Here is a 24,985-nt window from a genome sequence, read left to right on the forward strand (position 1 = left end):
GGCCCTGGGCCGCCTTTTTCAAATCCGCATCGCCAACGGCTCAATGCGTTTTCTCGGGCTCCGGCTTCCTGCGGTGCTTTTCGGGATCGTCGTCTTCAGCCACCACAGGCGCATGCGACGCCTCGGCGGCAGGCGCCGCCGCTGCCTCCTGTCCTTCTGGCTCTTGGTGGTTTGCTGCTTCTGAAGTGATCGGCTGGGCACGCAGCTTGGCGAGCCAGGCTGCGCCGTGATCATCCCCAGCCGCCTTGGCCGGCGCCTCGTCGTCGGCGCCATCATGGGACGGCGCTGGCGCGGCGGCCCGCTCTGCGTCATGTTCATCCGGCCCGGCAGGCGTGGCCATCTCATCCTTGCGATCCTTGGCTGGATGCTCGGCCTCATGTGCCGGCGCTACCTGCTCCGAATGCTCGGCATCCGTGCCTAAACCGACCATCCCCTTGATTGAGTCGAGCCAGCCTTTGGAGGCAGGCGCAGCCTCGCCGGCGTGCTCATCGCCCAGTGTCCCTACAGGTAATTCCTCACCACCGAGACCGACCACTCCCATCAGGGACGCGACGAGACCCTGGCCGTCATCCTTGCCATGCTCCACGGCCGGCGTTTCCGGGCCGTGGGCTTCGTCGGCGCCCCCATGACCGGCGTCAGGGGTCTCGCCGTGACCGGCGGCCTCTTCCTGTTCCTTCGTCTTCCCGTGATCGGCAGCTGTCCCGTGGCCGTCGCCGCCTTCGATCACCGGATCGACGCAGTCGGCATCGTCCGTAAGAGAGGCGGACATGGCTTGCGCGTCCTCCAGCGGCAGGTCGATCCTGAGCCCCCAGAACTCGCCGGTGGCGCTGGCGCTACCGTCGACGTAATAGGCGCTGATGGCCTGGTCGCGGCTGCCGGCAGGCAGCCTGCTCGTATCCGGGACATAGACGACTTGTGCCCCAATCGCCCGCCCGCGCATTCGTGAGCGATCGTCAGGGCCTGCAGGATCCAGCACCGTGACCTGAACGAGATCGGAATGTTCGGCCTGCTGGACAGAGCGCGCCACCCGCAGGGCGGTCTTCAGCCTAGCAATTCCATCGCCCGGCTTGTCGGTGGTGACATACTTGCGGATCCAGTAGCGGTCCGCCTTCTTGATCCTCACCGTCTCGATCGTCGTGCAGGAGAGCCCGTTGAGATCACCATAGGAGGGCCCAAGCAGCCTGTCGGCGCCGATATATACGGCAGCCGCGCCGCTTCCGCCGCCAAGGACGGTCACCCCTGCGAGGATCAGGAGGAGCTTTCGCGGGATGCGGGACACGATAGATTTCATCCGCAACGCTCCGGCATTCCAACCTCACTACGCAACACTCAAGGGACGGCAGGAGTGACAGTGCCTCAAGGTCGTTGAGGAAGTTTTAAACGGAACCTTCAGATGCGAGCCGTCGTTCCCCCTGCAGCTCCGGACATTATGCGAATGCTTTTCATTAGCGTTGACAGCAGGGCGTCCGGTAAATATTGTTATTGCAACTTAATTGCAAAAGAGGTTGACTTTCGACATGACGGCATTCCAGTTTCTTTTTCGCGGTCTCTTCCTCGCGGCAATGGTCATCGCGCCCACGGCATCTGCCGTTGCCGAGGACAAGCCGAAGGTCGTCACGACCTTCACCGTCATCGCCGACATGGCCCGTAACGTTGCCGGCGACGTGGCGGACGTCGAAAGCATCACCAAGCCGGGTGCCGAGATCCACAACTATCAGCCGACGCCGCACGACTTGCTGCGCGCCCGTGACGCCGATCTCATCCTGCGCAACGGCCTCAATCTTGAACGCTGGTTCGAGAAGTTTCTTGCCAATCTCGGCGACGTTCCCAGCGTGACGGTCTCCGACGGAGTAGAGCCCATGGCAATCGCCGGGGGAAGCTATGAGGGCAAGCCGAACCCGCACGCCTGGATGTCTCTGGAGAACGCCGTGATCTATGTGGAGAACATACGCAAGGGCCTGAGCGAGGTCGATCCGGACAATGCCGAGACCTATGCAGCCAATGCGGCAGCCTATACCGAAAAGCTGGAGGCAGCAGTGCAGCCGATCCGCGACCAGCTCGCCGCACTTCCGGAAGAGCAACGCTGGCTCGTCACCAGTGAGGGCGCCTTTTCCTATCTCGCCCGCGATTTTGGGCTGAAGGAGCTCTATCTCTGGCCGGTCAATGCGGATAGCCAAGGTACGCCGCAGCAGGTTCGCGCCGTGATCGACGCCGTGCGCGAACACAGGATCAAGGTCATCTTCAGCGAGAGCACCGTGTCCTCCGATCCCGCGGAACAGGTGGCGCGTGAAACCGGCGCTGACTATGGCGGCGTCCTCTATGTCGACTCGCTGAGTGAAGAAGACGGGCCGGTGCCCACCTATCTCGATCTGCTGACAGTGACGGTCGACACGATTGCGAAGGGTCTCGCCTCATGATGATGGGCAGGGCGAAGCCTGCACCCGCCGGGCTCCGGGTCAATGACATCACGGTGGCCTATCGCAACGGCCTGACAGCCCTGCGCCACGCAAGCTTCACCGTTCCCAAAGGAACGATCACGGCGCTCGTGGGCGTCAATGGCGCCGGCAAGTCCACCCTCTTCAAGGCGATCATGGGGTTCGTTCCGCTCACCAATGGATCGGTGGAAATCCTCGGCATGCCTGCGCGTGACGCCCTGCGCCGAAACCTTGTGGCCTATGTCCCACAGGCCGAGGAGGTCGACTGGAATTTTCCAGTCCTCGTGGAGGACGTGGTGATGATGGGGCGCTATGGCCACATGAACTTCCTGCGCATCCCTTCACGCCGCGACCACGACCTGGTGACGGAAGCCCTGCGGCGGGTCAACATGCTGGAGTACCGCAAGCGCCAGATCGGCGAACTGTCCGGCGGCCAGCGCAAGCGCGTCTTCCTTGCCCGCGCGCTCGCCCAGGAGGGCCAGATCATCCTGCTCGACGAGCCCTTCACCGGAGTCGACGTCACGACCGAGGAGCAGATCATCGAACTGCTGAAGAGCCTGCGTGACGAAGGGCGGATCATGCTGGTCTCCACCCATAACCTTGGCAGCGTCCCGGACTTCTGCGACCGAACCGTCTTCGTCAAGGGTACCGTGCTCGCCTATGGCAGGACGGAGGACACCTTTACGGAGGCGAACCTGGAAAAGGCTTTCGGCGGCGTCCTGCGCCATTTCATCCTCAGCGGAACGGACCTGCACGACGACGCCGATCCGCGCCACCTCAAGGTCATCAGCGACGATGAGCGACCCTTCGTTGTCTATGGCGACCGGCAGCAGAAGCAGAAAACGAGAGACGATGCTCCAGACGCTTCTTGAGCCGTTCACTTACGACTACATGCGAAACGCCATCTGGGTCAGCGCGCTGGTGGGGGCTGTCTGCGGCTTCCTGTCCGCCTATCTGATGCTGAAGGGCTGGTCGCTGATCGGCGATGCCCTCTCCCACTCCATCGTGCCGGGCGTCGCCGGAGCCTATATGCTGGGCCTGCCCTTTGCGCTCGGCGCCTTCCTGTCCGGCGGGCTTGCCGCTGGCGCCATGCTGTTCCTCAACCAGCGCACCCGGCTGAAGGAGGACGCCATCATCGGGCTGATCTTCACCTCCTTCTTCGGGCTAGGCCTGTTCATGGTCTCGCTCTCGCCGACCTCGGTGAACATCCAGACGATCGTCCTCGGCAACATCCTCGCGATCACGCCCGCGGACACGCTCCAGCTCGTCATCATCGGCGGCGTCAGCCTCGTGATCCTGGCGCTCAAGTGGAAGGATCTTATGGTCGCCTTCTTCGACGAAAACCACGCGCGCACCATCGGCCTCCGGCCGGACCTCCTTCGTCTGCTGTTCTTCACCTTGCTTTCCGCATCCACCGTCGCCGCCCTGCAAACGGTAGGCGCATTCCTCGTTGTCGCCATGGTGGTGACGCCTGGTGCGACTGCCTATCTGCTGACAGATCGCTTCCAGCGGGTCATAGCGCTTGCCCTCGCCATCGGCGCAGTGACCAGCTTTGTCGGCGCCTATCTCAGCTACTTCCTCGACGGCGCGACTGGCGGCATTATCGTCGTGCTCCAGACGGGGCTCTTCCTCCTCGCTTTCCTGTTCGCTCCGAAGCACGGCATGCTGGCGGCGCGTCGACGGCTTCGCACGACGCTGGAGGAGACGGCATGAGCGGCCTTCTCGACTTCATCGACCTCGCCACCTTCCCGTTCCAGATCGACTTCATGCAGCGCGCTTTCCTGGTGACGCTGATGATTGCAGTGCCGATGGCGATACTTTCCTGCTTCCTAGTGCTGAAGGGCTGGTCGCTGATGGGGGATGCGGTATCGCACGCCGTTTTTCCCGGCGTGGTACTCGCCTACATCTTCTCCATTCCCCTTGCCATCGGCGCCTTCGCGGCGGGAATGACATGCGCGCTGGCAACCGGCTTCCTGAAGGAGAACAGCCGCATCAAGGAGGACACGGTGCTGGGCATCGTTTTCTCCGGCATGTTCGGCCTCGGCCTCGTCCTCTACGTCAAGGTGCAGAGCGACGTGCACCTCGACCACATCCTTTTCGGAGACATGCTGGGCATCACACCCTACGACATGGTTGAGACCGGCTTGATCGCGCTGGCGTCAACCCTTTTCCTGGTGATCCTGCGCAAGGACCTTCTCCTGCAGTCCTTCGATGAGCAGCACGCCCGAGCGATCGGCCTCCCGACCCGTCTGCTGCATTACGGCCTGCTCGCGGTGCTGTCGCTGGTCGTCGTGGGTGCCTTGAAGGCGGTCGGCATCATCCTGGCAATCGCGCTGCTGGTTGCCCCGGGAGCCATCGCCTTCCTGCTCACGCGACGCTTTGCGGCAATGCTGCTGACCGCCACCGCTGTTGCCGTCACCGCCACGCTCGCCGGCATCTATCTGAGCTTCTTCATCGACAGCGCCCCGGCACCCACGATCGTGCTGGTGATGACGGCGATGTTCATCGTCGCCTTCGCGAAAACGACGCTTGCCGAAAAAGGCCGCAACTCGGCCACCTGAACGCAAAGAGCTGCCTCTCGACGAGAAGCCGCTCTTTATTCCGGACTGCGATGATCAGGCCGCAGCCAGTTCCTTCTTCACCATGGTGCGGAGTGCGACGAGGTCCTTGGCGAAGGAACGAATGCCCTCGGCGAGCTTTTCCGTCGCCATGGCATCCTCGTTCAGCATCCAGCGGAAGCTCTTTTCGTCGATCGGCTGGAAGGGATCTTCAGTGATGTTATCGGGCGAAAGCTTGCGCTCCAGCTTTCCCTGGTCCTTGTCCAGTTCGTCGAGCAGCGCCGGGCTGATCGTCAGGCGGTCGCAGCCGGCCAGTGCCTCGATCTCCCCAGCATTGCGGAAGGAGGCGCCCATGACGATCGTCTCGATGCCGTTCGCCTTGTAGTAGTTGTAGATCTGGCGGACCGAGATGACACCCGGATCCGTCTCGGCGGTATAGTCCTCTCCCGTGGATTTCTTGTACCAGTCGAGGATGCGGCCGACGAAAGGCGAGATCAGGAAGACCTTGGCATCGGCGCAGGCAATGGCCTGGGCCTTGGAGAAGAGCAGCGTCAGGTTGCAGTCGATACCCTCCGTCTGCAGCACTTCCGCCGCCTTGATGCCTTCCCATGTGGACGCCAGCTTGATCAGGATGCGGTCCCGCTCGATACCGCGTTCCTTGTAGGCTGCGATGATGCCGCGCGCCTTGGCGATGGAGGCTTCCGTATCGAAGGAGAGATCGGCATCGACTTCCGTCGAGACGCGGCCCGGCACGATGTTGGCAAGCGCTGCGCCGACCGAAATGGCGAGACGATCCGCGACAGCGGCGATCACTGCATCCGAGCCGCCGTTCTGCGTCTTGCCCCAGGTTATGGCCTCCTTGACCGCATCCGCGAACATGGGTGTGCCGAGCGCCTTCAGGACAATCGTCGGGTTGGTCGTGCAATCCACCGGTTTCAGGCGTGTGACCGCTTCGATATCGCCGGTATCGGCGACGACCGTGGTCATCGAACGGAGCTGTTCTAGTTTCGACGTCATGCCGGCAATCCTTCGGATGGTGAGTGGGCGACTGGACGACCATATGGCCGACCTTGCATCGACTATCAACAGCCGAACATGGCCAAGTCAAGACATTTGCTCATTCGCATCGACATAAGTATCATACCCTTCGACAGAAACCTCAGACGGTGTTTTCTTGGCAAAGCTTAGGCGCGAAACCCATCCCGGCATTACCGAAGCCTCTTCGACGCGGCTGCGGGCAGCATGGCTCTACTACAATCAGGGACTGACCCAGAAGCAGGTCGCGGAACGCCTCGGCGTCAGCCGCTCCACCGTCATCCGCATGCTGGATGAAGCCATGAAGCGGTCGGAGGTCCAGATCTGGATCGATGCCGGTGTCGACGACTGCCTGGCGCTGGCCACCCAACTGGAGCAGGCCTACGGCCTCGATGAAGCGATCGTCGTGCCACAACCGCGTGACGCGAGTGCCGAAGCCCAGGCGAAGGCCGTCGGCCTGGCACTCGGCCAGTTCCTGTCGGAGGCGATCCAGGAAGACATGACGATCGGTGTCGGCTGGGGCCGCACGATGACAGCTTCGCTTGCAAGCTTCCGACCGCCGCGCCGCCAGAATTGCAGGGTGGTCTCGCTGCTTGGCGGCATCGTCGCCGTCCACCGGACCAACCCGATCGATTACACATGGCGGCTGGCGAGCCAGCTCGGGGCCGAATGCTACCTCTTTCTGGCGCCGCTGCTCGTCGATTCCAGCGCGACCAAGCGCGCCCTCATCGAGAGATGCGGGCTGAAGGCGATCTATGACCTCGCGGAAGAAATGGATCTCGCCGTCGTCAGTTGCGGCGATATCGGCCAGCATTCTACGTCGCTCTCGGAAGGCTTCATCTCCAAGGCCGAACTGGCCGAGCTGATCGACGCCGGCTGCGTCTGCGACACCATGTTCAACTTCCTCGACGCGGACGGCCGCTCGGTCGACCATCCTATCAACGAGCGGGTGATGTCGGTCGATCTCGACACGTTGAAGAAGGCAAAGCACATCGTGCTCTCCTCCGGCGGCTCCCACCGTGCCCTCGCCATCCGCGCCACCATCCGTCGCATCGGCTGTAACACCCTCATCACGGATGAGAGCGCGGCCAGGGAGCTATTGCGGCCGGCGAAGAACTAGAGGTTGCCCGCTTCCCAGCCGAGGATGGCCCGCTTGCGCGTCAGCCCCCAGTGGTAGCCGGTGAGTGCACCGCTCTTGCCGAGCGCCCGGTGGCAGGGGACGACGAAGGAGATGGGGTTTCGGCCAATCGCGGCGCCGACGGCGCGGCTGGCTGACGGCTGGCCGATGTCGCGAGCGACATCGGAATAGGTGACAGCCTTGCCGAAGGGGATCTTCAGGAGGCTCTGCCAGACCCGCACCTGAAAGTCCGAGCCGATGAGCACGACCTTCAGCGGCTGCTCCGACGACCATTGAGAGCGGTCGAAGATGCGGCGGATATAGGGCGCCGTCGCCTCCAGATCTTCCACATACTGCGCCATCGGCCAACGACATGTCATGTCGTCGAGCGCCGCCCGCTCGCCGCCGAGATCGGAGAAGGCCAGCCCCGCGAGCCCGCGATCCGTGGCCATCACCAGGGCGACGCCGAACGGTGACGGATGGAAGCCGTAGCGGATGGTGAGCCCGCCGCCGCGAGCCTTCCATTCGCCCGGCGACATCGCCTCGTGCGTCACGAAGAGGTCGTGCAGGCGTCCAGGCCCGGAAAGACCGACCTCGTAGGAGGCGTCGAGTAGCGGCAGCCCCTCCCGTCCAAGCAGTCGCTTGGCATGGTCTAGCGTTACCGCCTGCAGGAAAGCCTTGGGCGATAGCCCGGCCCAGCGGGTGAAGACTTTCTGCAGTTGCGTTGGAGACTGGCGAAGCTCGGAAGCAATCGCCTCCAATGACGGCTGCTGGCGGTAATCGAGGCTAATCCGTTCGATGACCTTGCGAACGATCTCGTAGTCATCGCCCTGTGGTGTGGCATCGAATGCGGGCTCGGCGAGCTGGGCAAGTGCGTTCATCGGTCGTCTCCTTTGCCTGCAGAATGAAGCAGTCGCGAGCGCGAGACCACCCGATTCTTGCGGTTGTCAGAGCCTCTGCGTCACGGTCGCAAGCGCGCCGCGGAACGCCTTCGCAAAGCTCTCCCGGTCGTCAGGATTGAGGAACGAACCCACATCCGTGCGACGTCCCTCTCCGGTCACATACATGGAGGTGATGCCGAATTCGTCATGGCGGTTGACGCGGAATCGGGCCCAGAAGGGATTGAAGCGGTGCTCCACCATGCGGCCCGCCGGAGAGAATTTGCGAATGGACAGATTTGTTCGTGTAACCGTCACCTCCTCCCGGGCCCGACCGGAGCGATAGCTCAGCTTGAATGCGATATAGAGGGCAAGAAAGTCGAGGCCGAGGAACAGTCCGATCGGCCAGGCACCCGTGACAAGGAAGAACACGCCGTAGATGAAGCAGATGCCGCCGGTCAGGATCAGAAGGATATGAAAGCCCTTCCTGCCGAGCGAACGGTAAGGCGTGAGTTCCGCGGCGAAAACGGGCTGCTCATCGATCATCTGCACGTTGCCTTTCCTCGCGTGCGCTGGATATAGAGAGGATATGGCCATTCCGAAAACCAAGTCCAGCACGGCTTCTTCACAAAAATCAAGTCTGGCAGCAGGATCCCCTCGCAGGCATATCCGCAGCCGGTATTCGAAGGCGGAGATGGAGGAGATCTTCCGCAGGTTCTCCGTTCAGCGGCCGGAGCCGAAGGGGGAACTGGAGCATACGAACCCTTTCACCCTGCTGGTAGCCGTGGCGCTGTCGGCACAGGCAACGGATGCCGGCGTGAACAAGGCGACACGTGCCCTCTTCAAGGTTGCTGACACACCGGAAAAGATGCTGGCGCTCGGCGAGGATGGCGTGATCCAGCACATCAAGACGATCGGCCTTTACCGCAACAAGGCGAAGAACGTCATTGCCCTGTCGCAGAAGCTGATTGCAGAGTTCGGTGGTGAAGTCCCGAGGACGCGGGAGGAGCTGGTGACGCTGCCGGGCGTCGGACGAAAGACCGCGAATGTCGTCATGTCCATGGCCTTCGGTATACCCACGCTCGCCGTCGACACCCATGTCTTTCGTATCGGCAACCGGCTGCTGATGGCGCCGGGAAAGACGCCGGACGAGGTGGAGGAGCGCTTCCTCAAGGTGATCCCGAAGCAGTATCTCTTCCACGCCCATCACTGGCTGATCCTGCATGGCCGCTACACCTGCAAGGCACGCAAGCCCGAGTGCGAGCACTGTGTGATCGCCGATCTCTGCAAGTCTCCAGAGAAAACCTGCGATATCCCGGCAGCACTGGTGGAACTGCCGCCGCAGCGCATCGGAGAGATGGAGAAGTAGCGACTACTGCGTGTGTGTCCGGATGACTTCCAGGAAATCATCCCCGTAGCGCTCGAGCTTGGACTGGCCGACGCCGGAGATGCCGAGCAGGGCCTCTCGCGTGGTGGGCCGGTTGGTTGCAAAAGCCACGAGAGTGGTGTCCGGAAAGACCACGTAGGGTGGAACTTCGAGGGACTTCGCGATCTCCAGCCGCGTCTGGCGAAGCGCCTCGAACAGTTCCGCATCCGCACCCTCCAGTGCCGAGCGGCTTGCGCCGGTGCTGGAGCTTCTCGAGGATCGGCCGGCCTTGGGCCGGTCCTTGCGGAAGCGGACCTCCCGTTCACGTCGAAAAACGGATCGCGCATCTGGCCCAAGCTTGAGGGCGCCAAAGGCGTCCTGGTCGATGCTGACGAGGCCGGCTGCGAGAAGCTGACGGTAGACCGACTGCCAGGTCTTTGCGGGTAAGTCCTTTCCGGCGCCGAAGACCGGCATATCAACATGGCCGAAGCGGATGGTCTTGTCGTTCTCGTTGCCGGTCAATACGTCGATCAGGTGCCCCGTGCCGAAGCGCTCGCCGGTGCGGTAGACCGCGGCCAATGCCTTGATTGCCGCCTCTGTCCCGTACCAGGTCTCAACCGGCTTCAAGCAGGTGTCGCAATTGCCGCAGCCGCCAGGATGGGCCTCGCCGAAATGCGCCAGGATCGCCTGCCGTCGGCAGCCGGCGGTTTCGCAGATGCCGAGGAGGGCGTTCAGCTTCGCCCGTTCGACCCGCTTCACCTCGTCGCTCGACTGGCCGCCATCGATCATCCGGCCGCGCTGGATGACGTCCGTCATCCCATAAGCCATCCAGACTTCCGACGGCAGACCGTCCCGTCCGGCTCGTCCAGTCTCCTGATAGTAGGCCTCCACGGAGCCGGGCAGGTCGAGATGGGCGACGTAACGGACATTCGGCTTGTCGATGCCCATGCCGAAGGCAACGGTCGCGACGAGGCAGAGGTCCTCCTCCTTCAGGAAGGCATCCTGATTGGCATCGCGGACGGCGCGATCCATTCCTGCGTGATAGCCGAGCGCCCTCACGCCCTGCTCGTTCAGCCAGTCTGCCGTCTCCTCGACCTTGGCCCGGGAAAGGCAATAGACGATCCCGCTCGAGCCCTTGTGGCGAGACAGGAAGCGCAGGAGTTGCTGGCGCGGCTGGTCACGCTCGACAATCTCGTAGGCGATGTTGGGTCGGTCGAAGGAGGTGGTGAAGACCTCCGCCGAATGCAGCCCCAGCCGCTCGATGATGTCGTCGCGGGTATGCGGGTCGGCAGTCGCCGTCAGCGCCATGCGTGGCACGCCGGGAAAGAGGTCCGCCACTTGCCACAGTTCCCGGTATTCCGGGCGGAAGTCGTGCCCCCACTGGCTGACGCAATGGGCCTCGTCTATTGCGAACAAGGCAATCTTTGCCGAAGCTACCATGTCGCGGAATCCCGGCGTCACGATCCGCTCCGGCGTCACATAAAGAAGATCGAGAGCGTCCTGATTGAGCAGACGGCGAATTTCGGAAAACTCATCCGGCGACAGCGACGAATTGAGGGCGGCAGCGCGCACGCCGAGCTGCCTCAGCGCCTCCACCTGGTCGCGCATCAGCGCGATCAATGGCGAAACGACGATCCCGACACCGTCCCGGCACAGGGCCGGAACCTGGAAGCAGAGCGACTTGCCGGCACCGGTCGGGAACAACACCACGGCGTCGCCGCCCGACACCACCCGATCTATCACCGGCGCCTGCTTGCCCCGGAAGCTGTCATATCCGTAGACGTGCCGCAGCACCGCCAATGGATCACGTGTCTGGGGCGTGTCGAACAGGGCAGAACTGATGGTGGTGGGTTGCGGCATGACATGGCTTTCGCGGGAGAGGCCTTCTTCTCCCATACCCTAGACCGCCTTCGCAAGGGCGGCACGGCCCGTCAACAGATCATCGGCCGGCGCCGTGGGGCTCCAGGCGGAAAGTCGGGTCGCGACGCGAAATCTTCTTGTGGAGATGCACCATCAGCCCGGCGGCAAAGAGCGGCGTCAGCAGGTTGACGATCGGGACCGCCAGGAAGCATGCGATCAGCAGGCCCGCCAGGAAGACGGTGCCGCGATGCTTCGACCGGAACGCGCGCGCTTCCGGCGGCGTGCGGAAGCGCATCGCAGCGAACTCGAAGAACTCGCGGCCGAGCAGGTAGCCGTTCACCAGGAAGAAGGCGATCAGGTTGATCCCCGGCACGAAGAGCAGCAGTAGGGCAAGGATATTACCTGCGATCACCACGCCGAGGAACTGCAGCGAACTGACGATGGCCTGGCCAAGAGGCATGGCCTGCCCGGCCTGATCGCCTGGATAGTCGCGTTTCTCCACCACCTCGGCGACGTCGTCGAGGAAGAGCCCCGCAATCAGCGCCGTGATCGGCGCGATCAGAAGCGCAAGCGCAAGCGCCAGCCCCACGCCGGCGAAGATGGCGGCGACAAGGGTAAGCCAGCCCGCCCAGTCCGGCACATCCGGCATGTAGACGGCAAACCACGGCCAGACCACGGAAATGAAGGTCTGCCGCAGGGCCAGCCAAAGCCCGACGAGGACGAGGATGGTGAGCCCGAGGACCTTCCAGAAGACGGAGCGCGTCTCCGGCGCAAACAGGTTTATGAGCGACAAGCGGGCGGCGTCGAGGATCATGAAGGGTCTCCGGTTGCCGGAAGGATGTAGGTTCCTCAGGCCACTGGAACAAGCGCCGCCCGACCGCGTCAGCTTTGCCCGCCGTTGCCCAGCGGCGCGCCCGGCAGGTAGAGCAGGATGGGCCGGATCTCGTAGACCGCGGTCGGGTTAGCGCGTTGAAGTTCTCGCGCCGCCGCGATTGCGCCGTCGATGTCTCGAAATTCGACGACGTAGAAGCCGAGCAACTGCTCCTTCGTCTCCGCGAATGGACCGTCAATCACCATTCCGTCGCCCTTGCCGCGGAGCGTCACGGCCTCTGACGTGGGGCCGAGGCGAGCGGCAGGGCCAAGGCATTTCTCTTCCACCAGCCGGTCGTTGATCCTGAGCAACTCAGTCATGAGGGCGGCATCTTCCTCCTCGCTCCAGGACTGGACGATGCCTTCTGCATGATAGGCGAGGATTGCGAAATACATGGTCAGACCTCCAGTGTGAGCCCGCGATGTCGTCGGGCGGAGCTAGTGGATCTCGTTCAACTCGTTCCGGTGGCGGAGCATCGCCAGAAAACGCCGATAGTCACGGTCATAGGTTCCGATCCGCCCGGCATCAGGATGGTACTCCCGATCGGCGGCGGCCATGCTCCGTCCGGCCGAGTTTAGATCCGGAAAGAGGCCACCTCCTGCTGCCGCCGTCATTGCGGTCCCGAGGAGGACGGCGTCCTCAGTCTGCGGGACAACCACCTTTCGGCCCGTGACATCGGCATATAGTTCGAGGAGAAGCGGGTTGTGGGCATGTCCTCCGGTGAGGTGCAGCGTCTCGAACCGGTAGCCATACTGCTCCATGGCTTCCAGGATGTGTCGTATGCCGAGCACGATAGCCACGCAGGTTCGCCAATAGAGGCGGCAGAGGCCGTCGAAGGATGTGTCGAGGGTAAGTCCGCTGATGACGCCCCTGGCATGGGGGTCCGCCAGCGGCGACCGGTTACCGTGGAAGTCGGGCAGGATGTTGAGATCGCCGGCGAGATCAGCGTCTTGCTCCGAACGTAACTGCTGCACGCGAGCCACGATCCTGGCGTGGAGATCCGCCTCGGGCTCTCCGCCGGCCGCGTGCATTCGCACCACGTGATCGAGCAGAGCACCGGTCGCCGATTGGCCGCCTTCCACCAGCCAGCGGCCCGGCAGGACAGCCTCGTAGTAGGGACCCCAGATGCTGCGACCGGGCTTGGCGTCCGTTGCGAAGGAGACGATACAGCTAGACGTGCCGCCGATCAGAGCGACGGATCGCTCGAGCGCCGCGCCCTCGTCGACGCCACCGAGGACGCCGAAGGCACCCGCATAGGCGTCGATCAGTCCCGCTGTCACCCTGCAACCGGTATCGAGCCCCAGCTCCCGTGCAGCCTCCGTCGCCAACTCGCCTATCGCCTGACCGGCCGGAACGGTCTCGGCGGACAGGCCGCCCCGCTCCAGGAGGTCCTCCAGGCCCGCCAACGCGAGAAAATCCTCCTGCCAGCCCTCGTCACGATGGGCCAGGTAGTTCCATTTGGCTGTCAGCGTGCAGCGGGATCGCGCAGCCGAGCCTGTTGCCCTCCAGGTCATGAAATCCGCGAGATCGAAGAGATGTCCTGTCCGCTCCCAGGTCACCGGCAGGTGGCGCTTCAACCACATGAGCTTCGGCATTTCCATTTCGGGGGAAAGCGAGCCCCCGGAATAGTCCAGCACCGGATGACCGGTCGCCGAAAGCTCATCGGCCTCCGCAATGGCCCGGTGATCGAGCCAGACGATCGTATCGAAGCGATCCTCTCCGGTGGTGGAAACAGTGATCTGGCGACCATCGCGATCCCGCGCCACCAGCGAGCAGGTGGCGTCGAAACCCAGTCCCGCGACACGGTCCGCGGCGATCCCTGCCTCCATCATCGCCGCGCGAACGGCCCGGCAGGCGGCGCGCCATATGTCCTCGGAGTCATGTTCCGCATGATTTTCGAGCGGTCGTTGCATGGCGATCGGGTGCTTGGCACGCGCGAGCAGCCGCCCGCTACGATCGAACACACCGGCGCGGGCGCTGGTCGTGCCGATATCGACAGCAACGACGTGATCTCGCATCTGGACGTGTTCCCTGCCCCGCGGGCCCTTCCATCGCTTCCCCGCCGCTAGCTGGCGCGAGGAGACCGATGCCTGTCCGGGCCTTCCATGTGTTGGCGGACAAGGTGGATCAAATCCGGCATGGCGTCAAATACGACGTCGGGGGCAAGAGCGGTAATGCGCTCGCGATACCCAGGCGCGCCGGCATGCGACCCGCCGGTGAAGGCAAACACCGCCATCCCTGCGCGCTGCGCGGCCTCAATCCCCGCCGGGCTGTCCTCGATCACGATACAGTCCGCCGGATCCGTCTTCATGGCGCGGGCTGCGTGCAGGAAAAGATCGGGAGCAGGCTTACCGTTCTCGACCATGCTGGCGCTGAAAATGTGAGGTTCGAAGCGCTCCAGCAGACCGGTCAGCGAGAGAGACAGGCGGATGCGCTCGGGCTGACTAGAAGATGCGACGCATATGGTGGAATCGAGCGTCTCCAGTACCCCTGCGATTCCCGGCACCGGCTTCAGTTCGTCGCGAAACCGATCATAGAGTTCATGGCGGAGATCTTCGAGAAAGGCGGCGTCGATGCTGTGGTCGAAGTCGTCGTGCAGGATCTGGGCCAGGGTGGATAGGCTCCGACCGAGAAAACGGGCATAGGCCTCGTCTTCATCGATCTCGACGCCCCGTCGATTGAGCGCATCCACCAGGACCTGGACGGACAGGGGCTCGCTGTCGACGAGCACGCCGTCGCAATCGAAAATCACCAGCGGCCGCGTCCCTTGCACCACCCTCACCCCGTCATTTGACCAGAGCATCCTGAAGATAGAGCTCCAGCGTCCTCGCCGTCCCCTCGGCCCAGAGCGTCTTCAGCGCATGCGAGAACCGCTGGCGGAAGAGCTCCGATCCGGCAACCTCGCCGAAGATCTCCTCGAACACAAGGAAGGCGTTCGGGTTGTCCCGTGCTTCCTTCGCCGCTGCGTGCAGCGTGTCAGCGCTCGTATCGTTGAAGACGATCTGCCTGCCGCTGTCGCTGGTGCCTTCGAAATAGCGGCACCAGAGCGCCGAGACGAGTGAAAGTCCGACAATGTCCTTGCCCTCGCGCAACCGGTCCGCCGTGGACGGCAGGATGAACTTCGGCTGCCGGTTCGAACCGTCCTGCGCCAGGCGCGGGATGGTGTCGCCGATCTTCGGGTTGGAGAAGCGGCGCTCGATCAGGTCGTAGTATTGGTTGAGATCCGTATCCGGCACCGGCGGCACGATCGGGATGATCTCTTCCTTCTCGAGCTTTTCCAGGAAGGCACGGATCAGCGGATGCTCCATCGCCTCATGGACGAAATGGATGTCGAGCAGTGCTGCCGGATAGGCGATGGCTGCATGTCCGCCGTTGAGAATGCGGATCTTCATGTGTTCGTACGGCGCCACATCCGGCACGAACTGGACGCCGACCTCCTCGAGCGGCGGGCGGCCGGCAGGGAAATCGTCCTCCATCACCCACTGCTTGAATTCTTCGCAGAAGACCGGCCAATTGTCCTCGATGCCGAAGGTATCGCGCAGGAAGTCAATCTCCCGCTGGCCCGTCGCGGGCGTGATGCGATCGACCATCGAGTTCGGGAAGGCAACGTTATCGGCGATCCATTGCGCAAAGGCCGGATCCGACAGCGCCGCCAACCCGACGACGGCATTCTCGGTCACCTCCCCGTTTCCAGGAATGTTGTCGCAGGACATGATGGTAAAGGGGGGAAGGCCCGCAGCCCTTCGACGTTTCAGTCCGGCCACGATGAGCCCGAAGACGGTCTTAGGGCGATCCGGATTCTGGCCATCCTGGAAAATCGCTGGGTGGCCGGGGTTGAATGCACCAGACGCATCAATGAAGTAGCCGCCTTCCGTAATCGTCATCGAGACGATCCGGATCCGCGGGTCGGCAAGTGCTGCGATGATCTTGTCGACATCGTCGGGGGCGATGATGTCGATCATCGGCGCCGTGACACGAGCTGCAGTCTTGTTTTTGTCCTGCTCGACGACCGTGGTCAGGAAATCCTGCGCAGCAAGCCTCTCTCGCATCAGAGCGTCGGATGGCATCACGCCGGCGCCAACGATCGCCCAGTCCAACCCATGACCCTTGTTGAACAGGTCATCGAGATAGACAGCCTGATGGGCACGGTGGAAGTTGCCGACCCCGAAATGGAGGATGCCGGGCGTCAGCATGATGGGATCATAGGCCGGAACGGCGGCCGTATGGGCAATCTCACCCAGTGCCGCTGACGATAGTTTCACTGTCATAGCTTGCTCCATTCCGACGCTAGATCGCCAGGCCTTGCTCGTCGAACCGATGAAGCTTCGTTTCGTTCGGCGTCAGATAGATGCGGTCGCCATGGCGCGCCCCAAACTCACCGTCGCAACGGGCGTTGATCTGCCCAATCCCGTCGACGTTGACGTGAAGGAAGGTGTCCGACCCCAGGTGCTCGGCAACAGTCACGGTGCCGCTCCATAGGCCGCTTTCGTGTGACAGCGTAAAGTGCTCCGGGCGGATGCCGACCGTCTTGGCGCCCTTGGACCGTGCAAAATCACCTTCGATCAGATTCATGCGCGGGGAACCGATGAAGCCTGCGACGAAGAGGTTGCGTGGCCTGGAATAGAGTTCCAGAGGCGAACCCACCTGCTCGATGTTGCCGCGGTTCAGAACGACGATCTTGTCCGCCATGGTCATGGCTTCGATCTGGTCGTGCGTGACGTAGATCATCGTCGTCTTCAGCTGGTTGTGCAGCTCGCTGATTTCGAGCCGCATCGTGCCGCGAAGAGCGGCGTCGAGGTTGGAGAGCGGCTCGTCGAAAAGAAAAGCCGAAGGTTCGCGAACGATCGCGCGACCGATCGCGACGCGTTGCCGCTGCCCGCCCGAAAGCTGCGACGGGCGGCGTTCGAGGTAGTCGGTGAGGTTCAGGATGCTCGCGGCATCTTGAACCTTCTGGTCGAGCACGGCCTTGTCCACCTTCGCCATCTTGAGCGGAAAGGCGATATTATTGCGCACGCTCATGTGCGGATAGAGGGCGTAGGACTGGAACACCATGGCAAGTCCCCGCTGCGCCGGCGCCTTCTGCGTCACGTCCTTCCCATCGATCAGGATCTGGCCGCCGCTGACGTCTTCCAGACCCGCGATCAGGCGCAACAGAGTCGACTTGCCGCAACCGGAGGGTCCGACGAAGACGACGAATTCGCCGTCCTGGATCTCGAGGTCAATGGACGGGATGACCTTTGCTTCGCCGAATGACTTTGACACCTTGCTGAGCGTGATGCTGCCCATGTCCGTCTTCCTTACTTAACCGCGCCGAAGGTCAGGCCGCGAACGAGTTGCTTCTGGCTGAACCAGCCCATGATCAGGATTGGCGCGATGGCCATGGTGGAGGCGGCCGACAGCTTCGCCCAGAACAGACCCTGTGGGCTGGAGAAGGAGGCGATGAAGGCCGTCAACGGTGCCGCGCTGGTTGTGGTGAGGCGGATCGTCCAGAAGCTCTCGTTCCAGGCCAGGATGATGTTGAGGAGAAGCGTCGAGGCAATTCCCGGCACGGCCATGGGCGTCAGCACGTAGACGATCTCCTGCCACAGCCCCGCTCCGTCCATCCGCGCGGCTTCGAGGATCTCGCCCGGTATCTCGCGGAAGTAGGTGTAGAGCATCCAGATGACGATCGGCAGGTTGATCAGCGTCAGCATGATTGTCAGGCCGATGCGTGTATCAAGAAGGCCGAAGTCGCGAAACATCAGGTAGATCGGCACCAGCACGGCAACGGCCGGCATCATCTTCGTCGACAGCATCCACATCAGCACGTCCTTCGTGCGTTTTGTGGGCGAGAACGCCATGGCCCAGGCAGACGGGATGCCGATGACCAGCGCCAGGATGGTGGAGCCAACGGAGAGGATGACCGAGTTCATGAACGGCTTGATGTAGTCCCGCTGGGTCTGCACCGTCACGTAGTTTTCGAACGTGAAGGAGGGGATCAGGTTGAAGCCGGCGATCGCCTCGGGCTCGGTCTTGATGCTGGTGATCAGGGTGTAGAGGATAGGAAAGAAGATCACCAGGGCAACGGCCCAGGCGGCGGCGGTGGCGATAATCTTGTGCCGGGTGGTGACTGCGCGTGCCATGGTCTTCCCCTATCGGTCCAGATTTCGGCCCACCGCGCGCATCAGGAAGATCGCAACGATGTTGGCGAGGATGATGGCGATGATGCCGCCTGCAGATGCACCGCCGACGTCGTAGCCAAGCAGCGCGGTGCGGTAGATCAGGAAGACCAGGTTGGTGGAGGCGTAGCCGGGTCCGCCATTGGTCGTGACGAGGATTTCCGCGTAGACGCCCAGCAGGAAGATCGTCTGGATCAGGATGACGACGGTGATCGCCCGGGCGAGATGCGGCAGAGTGAGATAGAGGAAGCGGTTGAGCACATTTGCGCCGTCCATCTCGGCCGCCTCCTTCTGCTCGCTGTCGAGCGACTGAAGGGCGGTCAGCAAAATGAGCGTCGCAAAGGGCAGCCACTGCCAGGCAACGATGATGATGATTGCCAGCAGTGGGTACTGGGCGAACCAGTCGACAGGCTGCAGGCCGAGCAGACGGCTGATATCCGCCAGCACTCCATAGCCCGGATGCATGATCATGTTCTTCCACACCAGCGCCGCAACCGGCGGCATGACGAAGAAGGGTGAGATCACCAGGATGCGCACGATCCCCTGCCCGAAGATCGGCTGGTCGATCAGAAGTGCGATCAACGTCCCCCCGACAACCGTGATCAGCAGCACGCCACCGACAATCATCAGGGTATTCCAGATCGACTGGAAAAAGGCAGGATCCGTGTAGAAGAAGCGGTAGTTGAAAAGGCCGGCGAAGCTGACATTTGCCGGACTGAGAAGGTTGTAGTTCTGGAACGAGAACCACAGCGTCATCGATAGCGGCACGATCATCCATACCAGAAGAAGGATGACAGACGGCGCCATCATCAGGCGGGCCAGCCCTCGCGTGTTCTGTGTTGCCATCCTGGCGCCCTCCTCCAAATGCCGCGGGTTCCGATCGTCGAGGACCCGAGGCGGCATGTTCTTCGTTTAACGAGGCAGACTGGAAAAAGGCCGCCCGACGTCAAGCCGGGCGGCAACTGCTCGGGAGGAGCTTACTTGATGTAGCCGGCGCGGGTCATCTCGCGGACGGTTGCGGATTGGGCCTGGGCCAGCGCATCATCGACGGAAGACTGGCCCGCAACCACTGCCGAGAACAGCTGGCCGACATTCGTGCCGATCGCCTGGAACTCGGGGATCGCAACGAACTGGCCACCTGTGTAGGGCACCGGCTTCACAGAAGGCTTGGTGATGTCGGCAGCGTTCATGGCGGCAAGAGTGGGTTCTGCGAAGGCGGCAGCCTTCTTGTATTCCTCGTTCTCATAAAGCGAGGTGCGGGTGCCCGGGGGAACGTTAGCCCAGCCTTCCTTAGAAGCCACGAGCTCGGTGTATTCTTTGCTGGTTGCCCAGGCGATGAATTTCTGCGCCGCTTCCGCCTTCTGCGAGCTCGCCGGGATGGCAAGGTTCCAGGACCACAGCCAATGGCCATGATTGTCGACGCCTTCCTTGGACGGGAAGATCGCATAACCCACCTTGTCGGCGACAGTGGAATCCTTCGGGTTAGAGACAAAAGAGGCCGCCACCGTGGCATCAATCCACATGCCGCACTTGCCCTGCTGGAAGAGTGTCAGGTTCTCGTTGAAGCCGTTCGATGACGCACCGGCCGGGCCAGTATCCTTCATCAGGTCGACATAGAACTGCAGTGCTTCCTTCCATTCCGGCTGGTCGAACTGCGGCTGCCAGTTCTCGTCGAACCAGCGTCCGCCAAAGGAATTCGTCAGCGCCGTGATGAAGGCCATGTTCTCGCCCCAGCCGGCCTTGCCGCGCAGGCAGATGCCGTTGATGTCGGCGTCACGATCGGTGATCTTGCGCGCGGCGTCTGCGATGAACTCCCAGGTCGGGCTTTCCGGCATTTCCAGGCCAGCCTTCTCGAACAGGTCGGTGCGATACATGATCATTGCCGACTCGCCGTAGAAGGGTGCCGCATAGAGCTTACCATCGACGGTGAGGCCGCCACGGATGGCGGGAAGCAGGTCGTCGACATCGTAGTTGTCGCCAAGGCCGCTGAGCTCGGTCAGCCAGCCCTGCTTTGCCCAGATCGGAACTTCGTAGTTGCCGATCGTCATGATGTCGTACTGGCCGCCCGAAGTCGCAATATCGGTCGTCACGCGCTCCCGAAGGACGTTTTCCTCCAGCGTCACCCATTCGAGCTGGATGTCGGGGTTCTTCGACGTGAAGTCCTCCGTCAGCCCTTGCATGCGGATCATGTCGCCGTTGTTGACGGTTGCGATGGTGAGCGTCTCGGCCGAAGCCATGCCGGCGAGAGCCAGCGCCGAGCACGCGCTCAGCAAGATCGTCTTCAAAGTCATATCTTCCTCCCGGAGATTGAGTTGAGCATTCGCTTTGCCCATGGGCAATTACTCATCCATCGGGCGGCGAAGTCAATTCGGATTCCGTGCTGCACCGCAACGAGGACATGCAAGTAGATGAAAATCTGAAAGGATTTCTGCTTGTCAGACGAGCAATTGCTCAGCAGTCTTTTCGTCCGTGATCAGGCCGTTGATCAACCGGCCCCTCAAGGCTGCCTTGAGCGCGGTGAGCTTTCGAACTCCCTGTGCCAATCCGATGACGCAGCAGGTTTCGATGGAGGGGATAGGGACGCTGGCCACGCGATCATTGATCGAATCAGACAGGAGGCGGCCTTCGTGATCGTACATCCAGCCGCATATTTCCCCGGCGGCTCCTTCCGCTACGAGGTTCTCCATTTCCTCCCGCCCGAGGAACCCGTCGACGCAGAGCGGCCCCTCCGGGCCAAGTTCGCCAATGCCGACGAAGGTGACATCGGCCTGCGCACCCAGCGCAAGAGTGGACCGCACCAGCGCCTGCTCATGAAGCGTTTCGCGTTCTTCCGGTGATGAGCAAAGAACCGGCAAGGGCATGGGGAAATGCCGTGACTTGATCGCGTCGGCCATGGAGAAGATGACATTGTAGTATGCCGCCGAACCGTCGGGTCCGATATTTCCCGTCAACGAAACGATCCGATGCTGGGGGCAGTCCATCGGCGGCAACTGGTCGACGGCAGCCTTCAACGTGCGGCCCGTGCCGATCGCCAGGATGATGGGTTCCTGGCGCTTCAGCCAGCGCTCGATCTCGGCGGCACCGGCCTCGGCGATGCCAACCGTGGTGGAACTGCCGATCGGGTCGCTGGGAACGATCTCGACCTGACGAAGGCCGAACCTGCGCTTGAGCGCCTCACCTCGTTCCAGACAGGCCGCAATCGGATGGTCTAGACGAACCTTGATGAGCCGTTCGGCTACGGCGAGAGAAACCAGTCGCTGCGCCGACTGCCGGGAAATTCCCATGGCCGCGGCAATCTCGTCCTGGGTGCGGCCCGCGACGTAATAGAGCCAGCCGGCCCTTGCCGCATCATCCAGCCGCCCATGCACATCGGATCGTCTCGCCACTTTCGAACCCCTCCCCGGCGCAATCAATGCTCCCATGTTTGCCGATCCCCCGCCAAACGGCAAGGAGAGACCAGCAATCAGGAAACCTGCACCAGGTGTCCGTGCGAAACTTCCCTGTAATGTCGGGCAGGCGGCACGTAGTCTACCGGGCGTATGGGGCTCTTGATCTCATCGGTGGATATGTTTCGCTTGAGACCCCGCCGAGAAGGATCGGGGATCGGCACTGCCGCCATCAGCTTGCGCGTATAGGGATGTTGCGGGTTCTCAAAGACGGCGGCCCGGGGGCCTATCTCGACGATCTCGCCGAGATACATCACGGCGACCCTGTGACTGACCCGCTCGACGACGGCCATGTCGTGGCTGATGAACAGATAGGCGAGCTTCAGGCTCTGCTGCAGGTCGAGCAACAGGTTGCAGACCTGCGCCTTGATGGAGACATCGAGCGCCGAAACCGCCTCGTCCGCGACGATCACCTTCGGATCGAGCATCAGCGCCCGCGCAATCGCGATACGCTGCCTCTGCCCGCCGGAGAATTCGTGCGGGAAGCGCCGCATCATGTCGGCCGACAGCCCCACCTTCTCCAGAAGATCCGCCGCCTTGTCGCGTGCCTGCTGCTTGGGACCGAGGCTATGCTCGAGATAAGGCTCCATGACCGCGGAGCCGATGCTCATGCGCGGATTGAGGCTCGCGAAGGGATCCTGGAAAACCATCTGGATCGACCGCCGCATGGTCCGTAGCGCGTGCTTGTCGAGACCCATCACATCGAACCCGTCAATCATGACCTGGCCGCTCGTGGGTGTAATCAGCCGCGTAATCGATCTTCCGGTGGTGGACTTGCCGCAACCCGACTCGCCCACCAGCGACAGCGTCTCGCCCTCGAGGAGGTCGAAGGACACCTTCTCGACGGCATGGACAGCACCTGTCTTGCGGCCGAAAAGCCCGGAATGGATATCGAAACGGGTGGTGAGGTCGCGCACCTGGAGGATCGGAGTCTTGCGACGCGAGACGGTGTCGGTCACATCCACCTGGATCTGCTGCTCTCCCGTCTTCACGTCGATGAGCGGAAACCGCTGCGGGAGCGTCCGCTGCACCATGGAACCGAGACGCGGTACAGCCGAAAGCAGCGCTCGCGTATACGGGTGCTGGCCTCGGTGGAATATGTCGCCGGTCGCGCCGGACTCCACCACTTCGCCACAGAACATGACCATGGTCCGGTCCGCGACTTCGGCAACGACACCCATGTCATGGGTAATGAAGAGGACGGACATCCCCTCCTCGTCCTGCAGTGTCTTGATGAGATCGAGGATCTGTCCCTGGATGGTCACGTCCAGCGCCGTCGTCGGCTCGTCGGCGATGAGCAGCTTCGGCTTCGACGCCAGCGCCATCGCGATCATCACGCGCTGGCGCATGCCTCCCGAGAACTGGTGCGGAAACTCGTCGTAACGACTCTTTGCATTCGGGATTCGCACCTTTTCGAGTAGCCGGACGACCTCGGACTTCGCATCTGCCCTGCTGATGTCTCTGTGAACCGTCAGTGCCTCAGCGATCTGCTTGCCAATCGGGAAGATCGGGTTGAGCGAGGTCATCGGCTCCTGGAAGATCATCGAGATCTCATTGCCGCGAACCTGCCGCATCTGCTCGTCAGGCAGCGTCAACAGCTCACGGCCCGCAAGTCGGACGCTGCCCTCGATCCGGCTGGAAGCCTTCGGCAGAAGGCGCATGATCGACAGCGAGGTGACGCTCTTGCCAGATCCGGATTCGCCGACAATGGCGACCGTCTCCCGCGGACCAACGTCGAAGGAGACGTTGCGGACAACGGTCTGCCACCGGTTCTCGACCTTGAACGAGGTGCTGAGGTCACGCACCGAAAGCACCGTCCCCGCTGCTTCGCCGGGTCCTTCCGTGGAGGTTTCCGCGAGAGACATTCCACTCTCCCTGTCAGGGGGCTGCGACGTCAGGCGGCCAGCGCCGTCTCGGCAAGGTTGACCCAGTAGCTGATGCCGTAGGGGAGCGCCTCGTCGTTGAAGTCGTAGGCCGGATTGTGGAGGCTGGCAGTATCGCCGTTGCCGATGAAGATAAACGCGCCTGGCCTCCGCTCAAGCATGTAGGAAAAGTCTTCGGCACCCATGTGCGGCGCCATATCCGTGTCCACCGAGCCCGGCCCGCCGACTTTTGCGGCGATCCCGGTTGCGAACTCCGTTTCCGCCTCGTGGTTGAAGGTCACCGGATAGCCGCGGCGGTAGGCGATATCGGCCGTTGCACCATGCGCAAGCGCCGTCGCCTGGACCAGTTCCTTCAGCCGCTTTTCTGCGAAATCTCGCGTCTCGGGCAGAAGCGTGCGTACTGTCCCGCCCAGGCTGACGGTATCGGGGATGACATTGTTGGCATCCCCGCCATGGATGGAGGCGACGGTGACTACGAGCGACTTCAGCGGATCGGTCTGCCGGGACACGATCGACTGCAATGCCACCACGATATGACCAGCCGTCAGCACCGGATCGACGGAAAGATGGGGTTGCGCCGCATGGCTGCCGCGCCCGGTGACGGTGATTTCGAATGTATCGGCCGCAGCCATGACCGAGCCCTTGCGGATCGCAAACTGCCCGAGAGGCAGGCCGGGCGAGTTGTGCATCCCGTAGACCTGGCTGATGTTGTGCTTCTCGAAGAAGCCGTCCTGGACCATGGCGAGCGCTCCCGCGCCGCCCTCTTCCGCAGGCTGGAAGATCACTGCCACGGAGCCCCTGAAGTTGCGGGTTTCTGCCAGATATTGCGCCGCCCCAAGGAGCATGGCGGTATGGCCATCATGGCCGCAGGAATGTGCCTTTCCCGGCGTCTTCGATGTCCATGGCTTCCCGCTCGTCTCCAGGATCGGTAGCGCGTCCATGTCGGCTCGGAAACCGATCACGTTCCCCTCACCATGACGTCCCTTGATGATGCCGACGACGCCCGTGCGGCCGATGCCGGTCTCGACGACATCACACCCGAACGACCGGAGCTTGTCAGCGACGAACGCTGCCGTCTGGTGCACGTCGTAGAGTATCTCCGGGTGCTCGTGCAGATGACGCCGCCAACCCGCAACGACTTCCTGCATTTCAGCGGCGCGATTGAGGACAGGCATGCAAACCCCGTTCTTGTTTGATCATTTCCGACTGTTCGTGGTGGATACTGTGCAGCCAGACCGGGTCTTGGCAAGCGTCAATTTTCGCGCTTGAACGCAAAATAGGCCTATGCTTAGATGGCCCAAAATTTGGTCAGGCACAACTGGGAGTGCATGACCAGCCACGCGACCATCAGCTCTACCTCAAGGAGGATACGAGACCG

23 protein-coding genes are annotated in these 24,985 nt (G+C 62.4%); 6 read left to right on the forward strand and 17 right to left on the reverse strand.

Annotated features, from left to right (window positions below):
- Nucleotides 1-40: 40 nt before the first annotated feature.
- Nucleotides 41-1,291, reverse strand: a complete 1,251-nt coding sequence (locus FN060_RS05635; protein ID WP_142587247.1) for a hypothetical protein — start codon at nucleotides 1,289-1,291, stop codon at nucleotides 41-43.
- Between the two features lie 271 nt (nucleotides 1,292-1,562).
- Here FN060_RS05635 and FN060_RS05640 point away from each other — a divergent pair, with 271 nt between their 5' ends.
- The 4 genes from FN060_RS05640 to FN060_RS05655 are packed head-to-tail and all read left to right on the forward strand — an operon-like array spanning nucleotide 1,563 to nucleotide 4,996.
- Entirely contained in the window at nucleotides 1,563-2,417 is an 855-nt protein-coding gene (locus FN060_RS05640) for a metal ABC transporter substrate-binding protein (RefSeq protein WP_244665772.1), read from the forward strand.
- Entirely contained in the window at nucleotides 2,414-3,307 is an 894-nt protein-coding gene (locus tag FN060_RS05645) for a manganese/iron ABC transporter ATP-binding protein (RefSeq protein WP_183949898.1), read from the forward strand. The genes FN060_RS05640 and FN060_RS05645 overlap by 4 nt, the downstream gene beginning before the upstream one ends.
- Entirely contained in the window at nucleotides 3,288-4,148 is an 861-nt protein-coding gene (locus tag FN060_RS05650) for a metal ABC transporter permease (protein ID WP_142587249.1), read from the forward strand. The genes FN060_RS05645 and FN060_RS05650 overlap by 20 nt, the downstream gene beginning before the upstream one ends.
- On the forward strand, nucleotides 4,145-4,996 hold the full coding sequence (locus FN060_RS05655; RefSeq protein ID WP_142587250.1) for a metal ABC transporter permease: 852 nt from the start codon (nucleotides 4,145-4,147) through the stop codon (nucleotides 4,994-4,996). The genes FN060_RS05650 and FN060_RS05655 overlap by 4 nt, the downstream gene beginning before the upstream one ends.
- A gap of 54 nt (nucleotides 4,997-5,050) precedes the next feature.
- On the opposite strand, the gene tal is transcribed toward FN060_RS05655, so the two are convergent.
- Nucleotides 5,051-6,010, reverse strand: a complete 960-nt coding sequence (gene tal / locus FN060_RS05660) for a transaldolase (RefSeq protein ID WP_052639482.1) — start codon at nucleotides 6,008-6,010, stop codon at nucleotides 5,051-5,053.
- 157 nt (nucleotides 6,011-6,167) lie between these two features.
- On the opposite strand from tal, the gene FN060_RS05665 reads away from it, so the two are divergent.
- Nucleotides 6,168-7,148 carry a sugar-binding transcriptional regulator gene (locus tag FN060_RS05665; RefSeq protein ID WP_142587251.1) on the forward strand — a complete coding sequence of 327 codons (981 nt, stop codon included), beginning with the start codon at nucleotides 6,168-6,170 and terminating at the stop codon, nucleotides 7,146-7,148.
- Here FN060_RS05665 and FN060_RS05670 read toward each other — a convergent pair.
- Both FN060_RS05670 and FN060_RS05675 read right to left on the reverse strand, forming a co-directional pair.
- Entirely contained in the window at nucleotides 7,145-8,026 is an 882-nt protein-coding gene (locus tag FN060_RS05670; protein ID WP_142587252.1) for a methylated-DNA--[protein]-cysteine S-methyltransferase, read from the reverse strand. The genes FN060_RS05665 and FN060_RS05670 overlap by 4 nt on opposite strands.
- Nucleotides 8,027-8,092: 66 nt before the next feature.
- A complete protein-coding gene (locus tag FN060_RS05675; RefSeq protein WP_183949911.1) occupies nucleotides 8,093-8,569 on the reverse strand; it encodes a DUF2244 domain-containing protein in 477 nt (158 codons plus the stop codon).
- A gap of 43 nt (nucleotides 8,570-8,612) precedes the next feature.
- Here FN060_RS05675 and nth point away from each other — a divergent pair, with 43 nt between their 5' ends.
- On the forward strand, nucleotides 8,613-9,392 hold the full coding sequence (gene nth, locus FN060_RS05680) for an endonuclease III (RefSeq protein ID WP_142587254.1): 780 nt from the start codon (nucleotides 8,613-8,615) through the stop codon (nucleotides 9,390-9,392).
- A gap of 3 nt (nucleotides 9,393-9,395) precedes the next feature.
- On the opposite strand, the gene recQ is transcribed toward nth, so the two are convergent.
- The 13 genes from recQ to FN060_RS05745 all read right to left on the reverse strand — a co-directional run bounded on the left by recQ (nucleotide 9,396) and on the right by FN060_RS05745 (nucleotide 24,782).
- A complete protein-coding gene (gene recQ, locus FN060_RS05685; RefSeq protein ID WP_183949909.1) occupies nucleotides 9,396-11,249 on the reverse strand; it encodes a DNA helicase RecQ in 1,854 nt (617 codons plus the stop codon).
- A 79-nt stretch (nucleotides 11,250-11,328) separates the two neighbouring features.
- Nucleotides 11,329-12,063, reverse strand: a complete 735-nt coding sequence (locus tag FN060_RS05690) for a sulfate transporter family protein (protein WP_142587256.1) — start codon at nucleotides 12,061-12,063, stop codon at nucleotides 11,329-11,331.
- 68 nt (nucleotides 12,064-12,131) lie between these two features.
- Nucleotides 12,132-12,515 carry a YciI family protein gene (locus FN060_RS05695; RefSeq protein ID WP_142587257.1) on the reverse strand — a complete coding sequence of 128 codons (384 nt, stop codon included), beginning with the start codon at nucleotides 12,513-12,515 and terminating at the stop codon, nucleotides 12,132-12,134.
- A 42-nt stretch (nucleotides 12,516-12,557) separates the two neighbouring features.
- On the reverse strand, nucleotides 12,558-14,138 hold the full coding sequence (locus tag FN060_RS05700) for an FGGY-family carbohydrate kinase (RefSeq protein ID WP_142587258.1): 1,581 nt from the start codon (nucleotides 14,136-14,138) through the stop codon (nucleotides 12,558-12,560).
- Nucleotides 14,139-14,185: 47 nt separating this feature from the next.
- Nucleotides 14,186-14,896: an HAD family hydrolase gene (locus FN060_RS05705; RefSeq protein WP_425312160.1), complete on the reverse strand. Its 711-nt coding sequence runs from the start codon at nucleotides 14,894-14,896 to the stop codon at nucleotides 14,186-14,188.
- Between the two features lie 10 nt (nucleotides 14,897-14,906).
- A complete protein-coding gene (locus FN060_RS05710) occupies nucleotides 14,907-16,388 on the reverse strand; it encodes a mannitol dehydrogenase family protein (protein WP_142587260.1) in 1,482 nt (493 codons plus the stop codon).
- Between the two features lie 19 nt (nucleotides 16,389-16,407).
- A complete protein-coding gene (locus tag FN060_RS05715; RefSeq protein ID WP_142587261.1) occupies nucleotides 16,408-17,406 on the reverse strand; it encodes an ABC transporter ATP-binding protein in 999 nt (332 codons plus the stop codon).
- Between the two features lie 11 nt (nucleotides 17,407-17,417).
- On the reverse strand, nucleotides 17,418-18,242 hold the full coding sequence (locus tag FN060_RS05720) for a carbohydrate ABC transporter permease (RefSeq protein WP_142587262.1): 825 nt from the start codon (nucleotides 18,240-18,242) through the stop codon (nucleotides 17,418-17,420).
- 9 nt (nucleotides 18,243-18,251) lie between these two features.
- The gene (locus FN060_RS05725) at nucleotides 18,252-19,124 is read right to left on the reverse strand and encodes a carbohydrate ABC transporter permease (RefSeq protein WP_142587263.1); all 873 of its coding nucleotides are present in this window, start codon (nucleotides 19,122-19,124) and stop codon (nucleotides 18,252-18,254) included.
- 131 nt (nucleotides 19,125-19,255) lie between these two features.
- Nucleotides 19,256-20,569 carry an ABC transporter substrate-binding protein gene (locus FN060_RS05730; RefSeq protein WP_142587264.1) on the reverse strand — a complete coding sequence of 438 codons (1,314 nt, stop codon included), beginning with the start codon at nucleotides 20,567-20,569 and terminating at the stop codon, nucleotides 19,256-19,258.
- Nucleotides 20,570-20,713: 144 nt separating this feature from the next.
- Complete coding sequence (locus FN060_RS05735; RefSeq protein ID WP_142587265.1) at nucleotides 20,714-21,664, reverse strand: sugar-binding transcriptional regulator; 951 nt, start codon at nucleotides 21,662-21,664, stop codon at nucleotides 20,714-20,716.
- Nucleotides 21,665-21,741: 77 nt separating this feature from the next.
- Complete coding sequence (locus FN060_RS05740) at nucleotides 21,742-23,589, reverse strand: ABC transporter ATP-binding protein (protein ID WP_142587266.1); 1,848 nt, start codon at nucleotides 23,587-23,589, stop codon at nucleotides 21,742-21,744.
- 29 nt (nucleotides 23,590-23,618) lie between these two features.
- Nucleotides 23,619-24,782: a M20 aminoacylase family protein gene (locus FN060_RS05745; RefSeq protein WP_142587267.1), complete on the reverse strand. Its 1,164-nt coding sequence runs from the start codon at nucleotides 24,780-24,782 to the stop codon at nucleotides 23,619-23,621.
- Nucleotides 24,783-24,985 lie beyond the last annotated feature (203 nt).

The organism is Pseudorhizobium halotolerans (genome assembly GCF_902153235.2).
Lineage (GTDB): Bacteria > Pseudomonadota > Alphaproteobacteria > Rhizobiales > Rhizobiaceae > Neorhizobium > Neorhizobium flavum.

What these genes read in the sequence shown, in the direction of transcription:
- FN060_RS05635 (WP_142587247.1), bottom strand. Translation starts at nt 1,291, where the DNA reads ATGAAATCTATCGTGTCCCGCATCCCGCGAAAGCTCCTCCTGATCCTC.
- FN060_RS05640 (WP_244665772.1), top strand. Translation starts at nt 1,563, where the DNA reads ATGGTCATCGCGCCCACGGCATCTGCCGTTGCCGAGGACAAGCCGAAG.
- FN060_RS05645 (WP_183949898.1), top strand. Translation starts at nt 2,414, where the DNA reads ATGATGATGGGCAGGGCGAAGCCTGCACCCGCCGGGCTCCGGGTCAAT.
- FN060_RS05650 (WP_142587249.1), top strand. Translation starts at nt 3,288, where the DNA reads ATGCTCCAGACGCTTCTTGAGCCGTTCACTTACGACTACATGCGAAAC.
- FN060_RS05655 (WP_142587250.1), top strand. Translation starts at nt 4,145, where the DNA reads ATGAGCGGCCTTCTCGACTTCATCGACCTCGCCACCTTCCCGTTCCAG.
- tal (WP_052639482.1), bottom strand. Translation starts at nt 6,010, where the DNA reads ATGACGTCGAAACTAGAACAGCTCCGTTCGATGACCACGGTCGTCGCC.
- FN060_RS05670 (WP_142587252.1), bottom strand. Translation starts at nt 8,026, where the DNA reads ATGAACGCACTTGCCCAGCTCGCCGAGCCCGCATTCGATGCCACACCA.
- FN060_RS05675 (WP_183949911.1), bottom strand. Translation starts at nt 8,569, where the DNA reads ATGATCGATGAGCAGCCCGTTTTCGCCGCGGAACTCACGCCTTACCGT.
- nth (WP_142587254.1), top strand. Translation starts at nt 8,613, where the DNA reads ATGGCCATTCCGAAAACCAAGTCCAGCACGGCTTCTTCACAAAAATCA.
- recQ (WP_183949909.1), bottom strand. Translation starts at nt 11,249, where the DNA reads ATGCCGCAACCCACCACCATCAGTTCTGCCCTGTTCGACACGCCCCAG.
- FN060_RS05690 (WP_142587256.1), bottom strand. Translation starts at nt 12,063, where the DNA reads ATGATCCTCGACGCCGCCCGCTTGTCGCTCATAAACCTGTTTGCGCCG.
- FN060_RS05695 (WP_142587257.1), bottom strand. Translation starts at nt 12,515, where the DNA reads ATGTATTTCGCAATCCTCGCCTATCATGCAGAAGGCATCGTCCAGTCC.
- FN060_RS05700 (WP_142587258.1), bottom strand. Translation starts at nt 14,138, where the DNA reads ATGCGAGATCACGTCGTTGCTGTCGATATCGGCACGACCAGCGCCCGC.
- FN060_RS05710 (WP_142587260.1), bottom strand. Translation starts at nt 16,388, where the DNA reads ATGACAGTGAAACTATCGTCAGCGGCACTGGGTGAGATTGCCCATACG.
- FN060_RS05715 (WP_142587261.1), bottom strand. Translation starts at nt 17,406, where the DNA reads ATGGGCAGCATCACGCTCAGCAAGGTGTCAAAGTCATTCGGCGAAGCA.
- FN060_RS05720 (WP_142587262.1), bottom strand. Translation starts at nt 18,242, where the DNA reads ATGGCACGCGCAGTCACCACCCGGCACAAGATTATCGCCACCGCCGCC.
- FN060_RS05725 (WP_142587263.1), bottom strand. Translation starts at nt 19,124, where the DNA reads ATGGCAACACAGAACACGCGAGGGCTGGCCCGCCTGATGATGGCGCCG.
- FN060_RS05730 (WP_142587264.1), bottom strand. Translation starts at nt 20,569, where the DNA reads ATGACTTTGAAGACGATCTTGCTGAGCGCGTGCTCGGCGCTGGCTCTC.
- FN060_RS05740 (WP_142587266.1), bottom strand. Translation starts at nt 23,589, where the DNA reads ATGTCTCTCGCGGAAACCTCCACGGAAGGACCCGGCGAAGCAGCGGGG.
- FN060_RS05745 (WP_142587267.1), bottom strand. Translation starts at nt 24,782, where the DNA reads ATGCCTGTCCTCAATCGCGCCGCTGAAATGCAGGAAGTCGTTGCGGGT.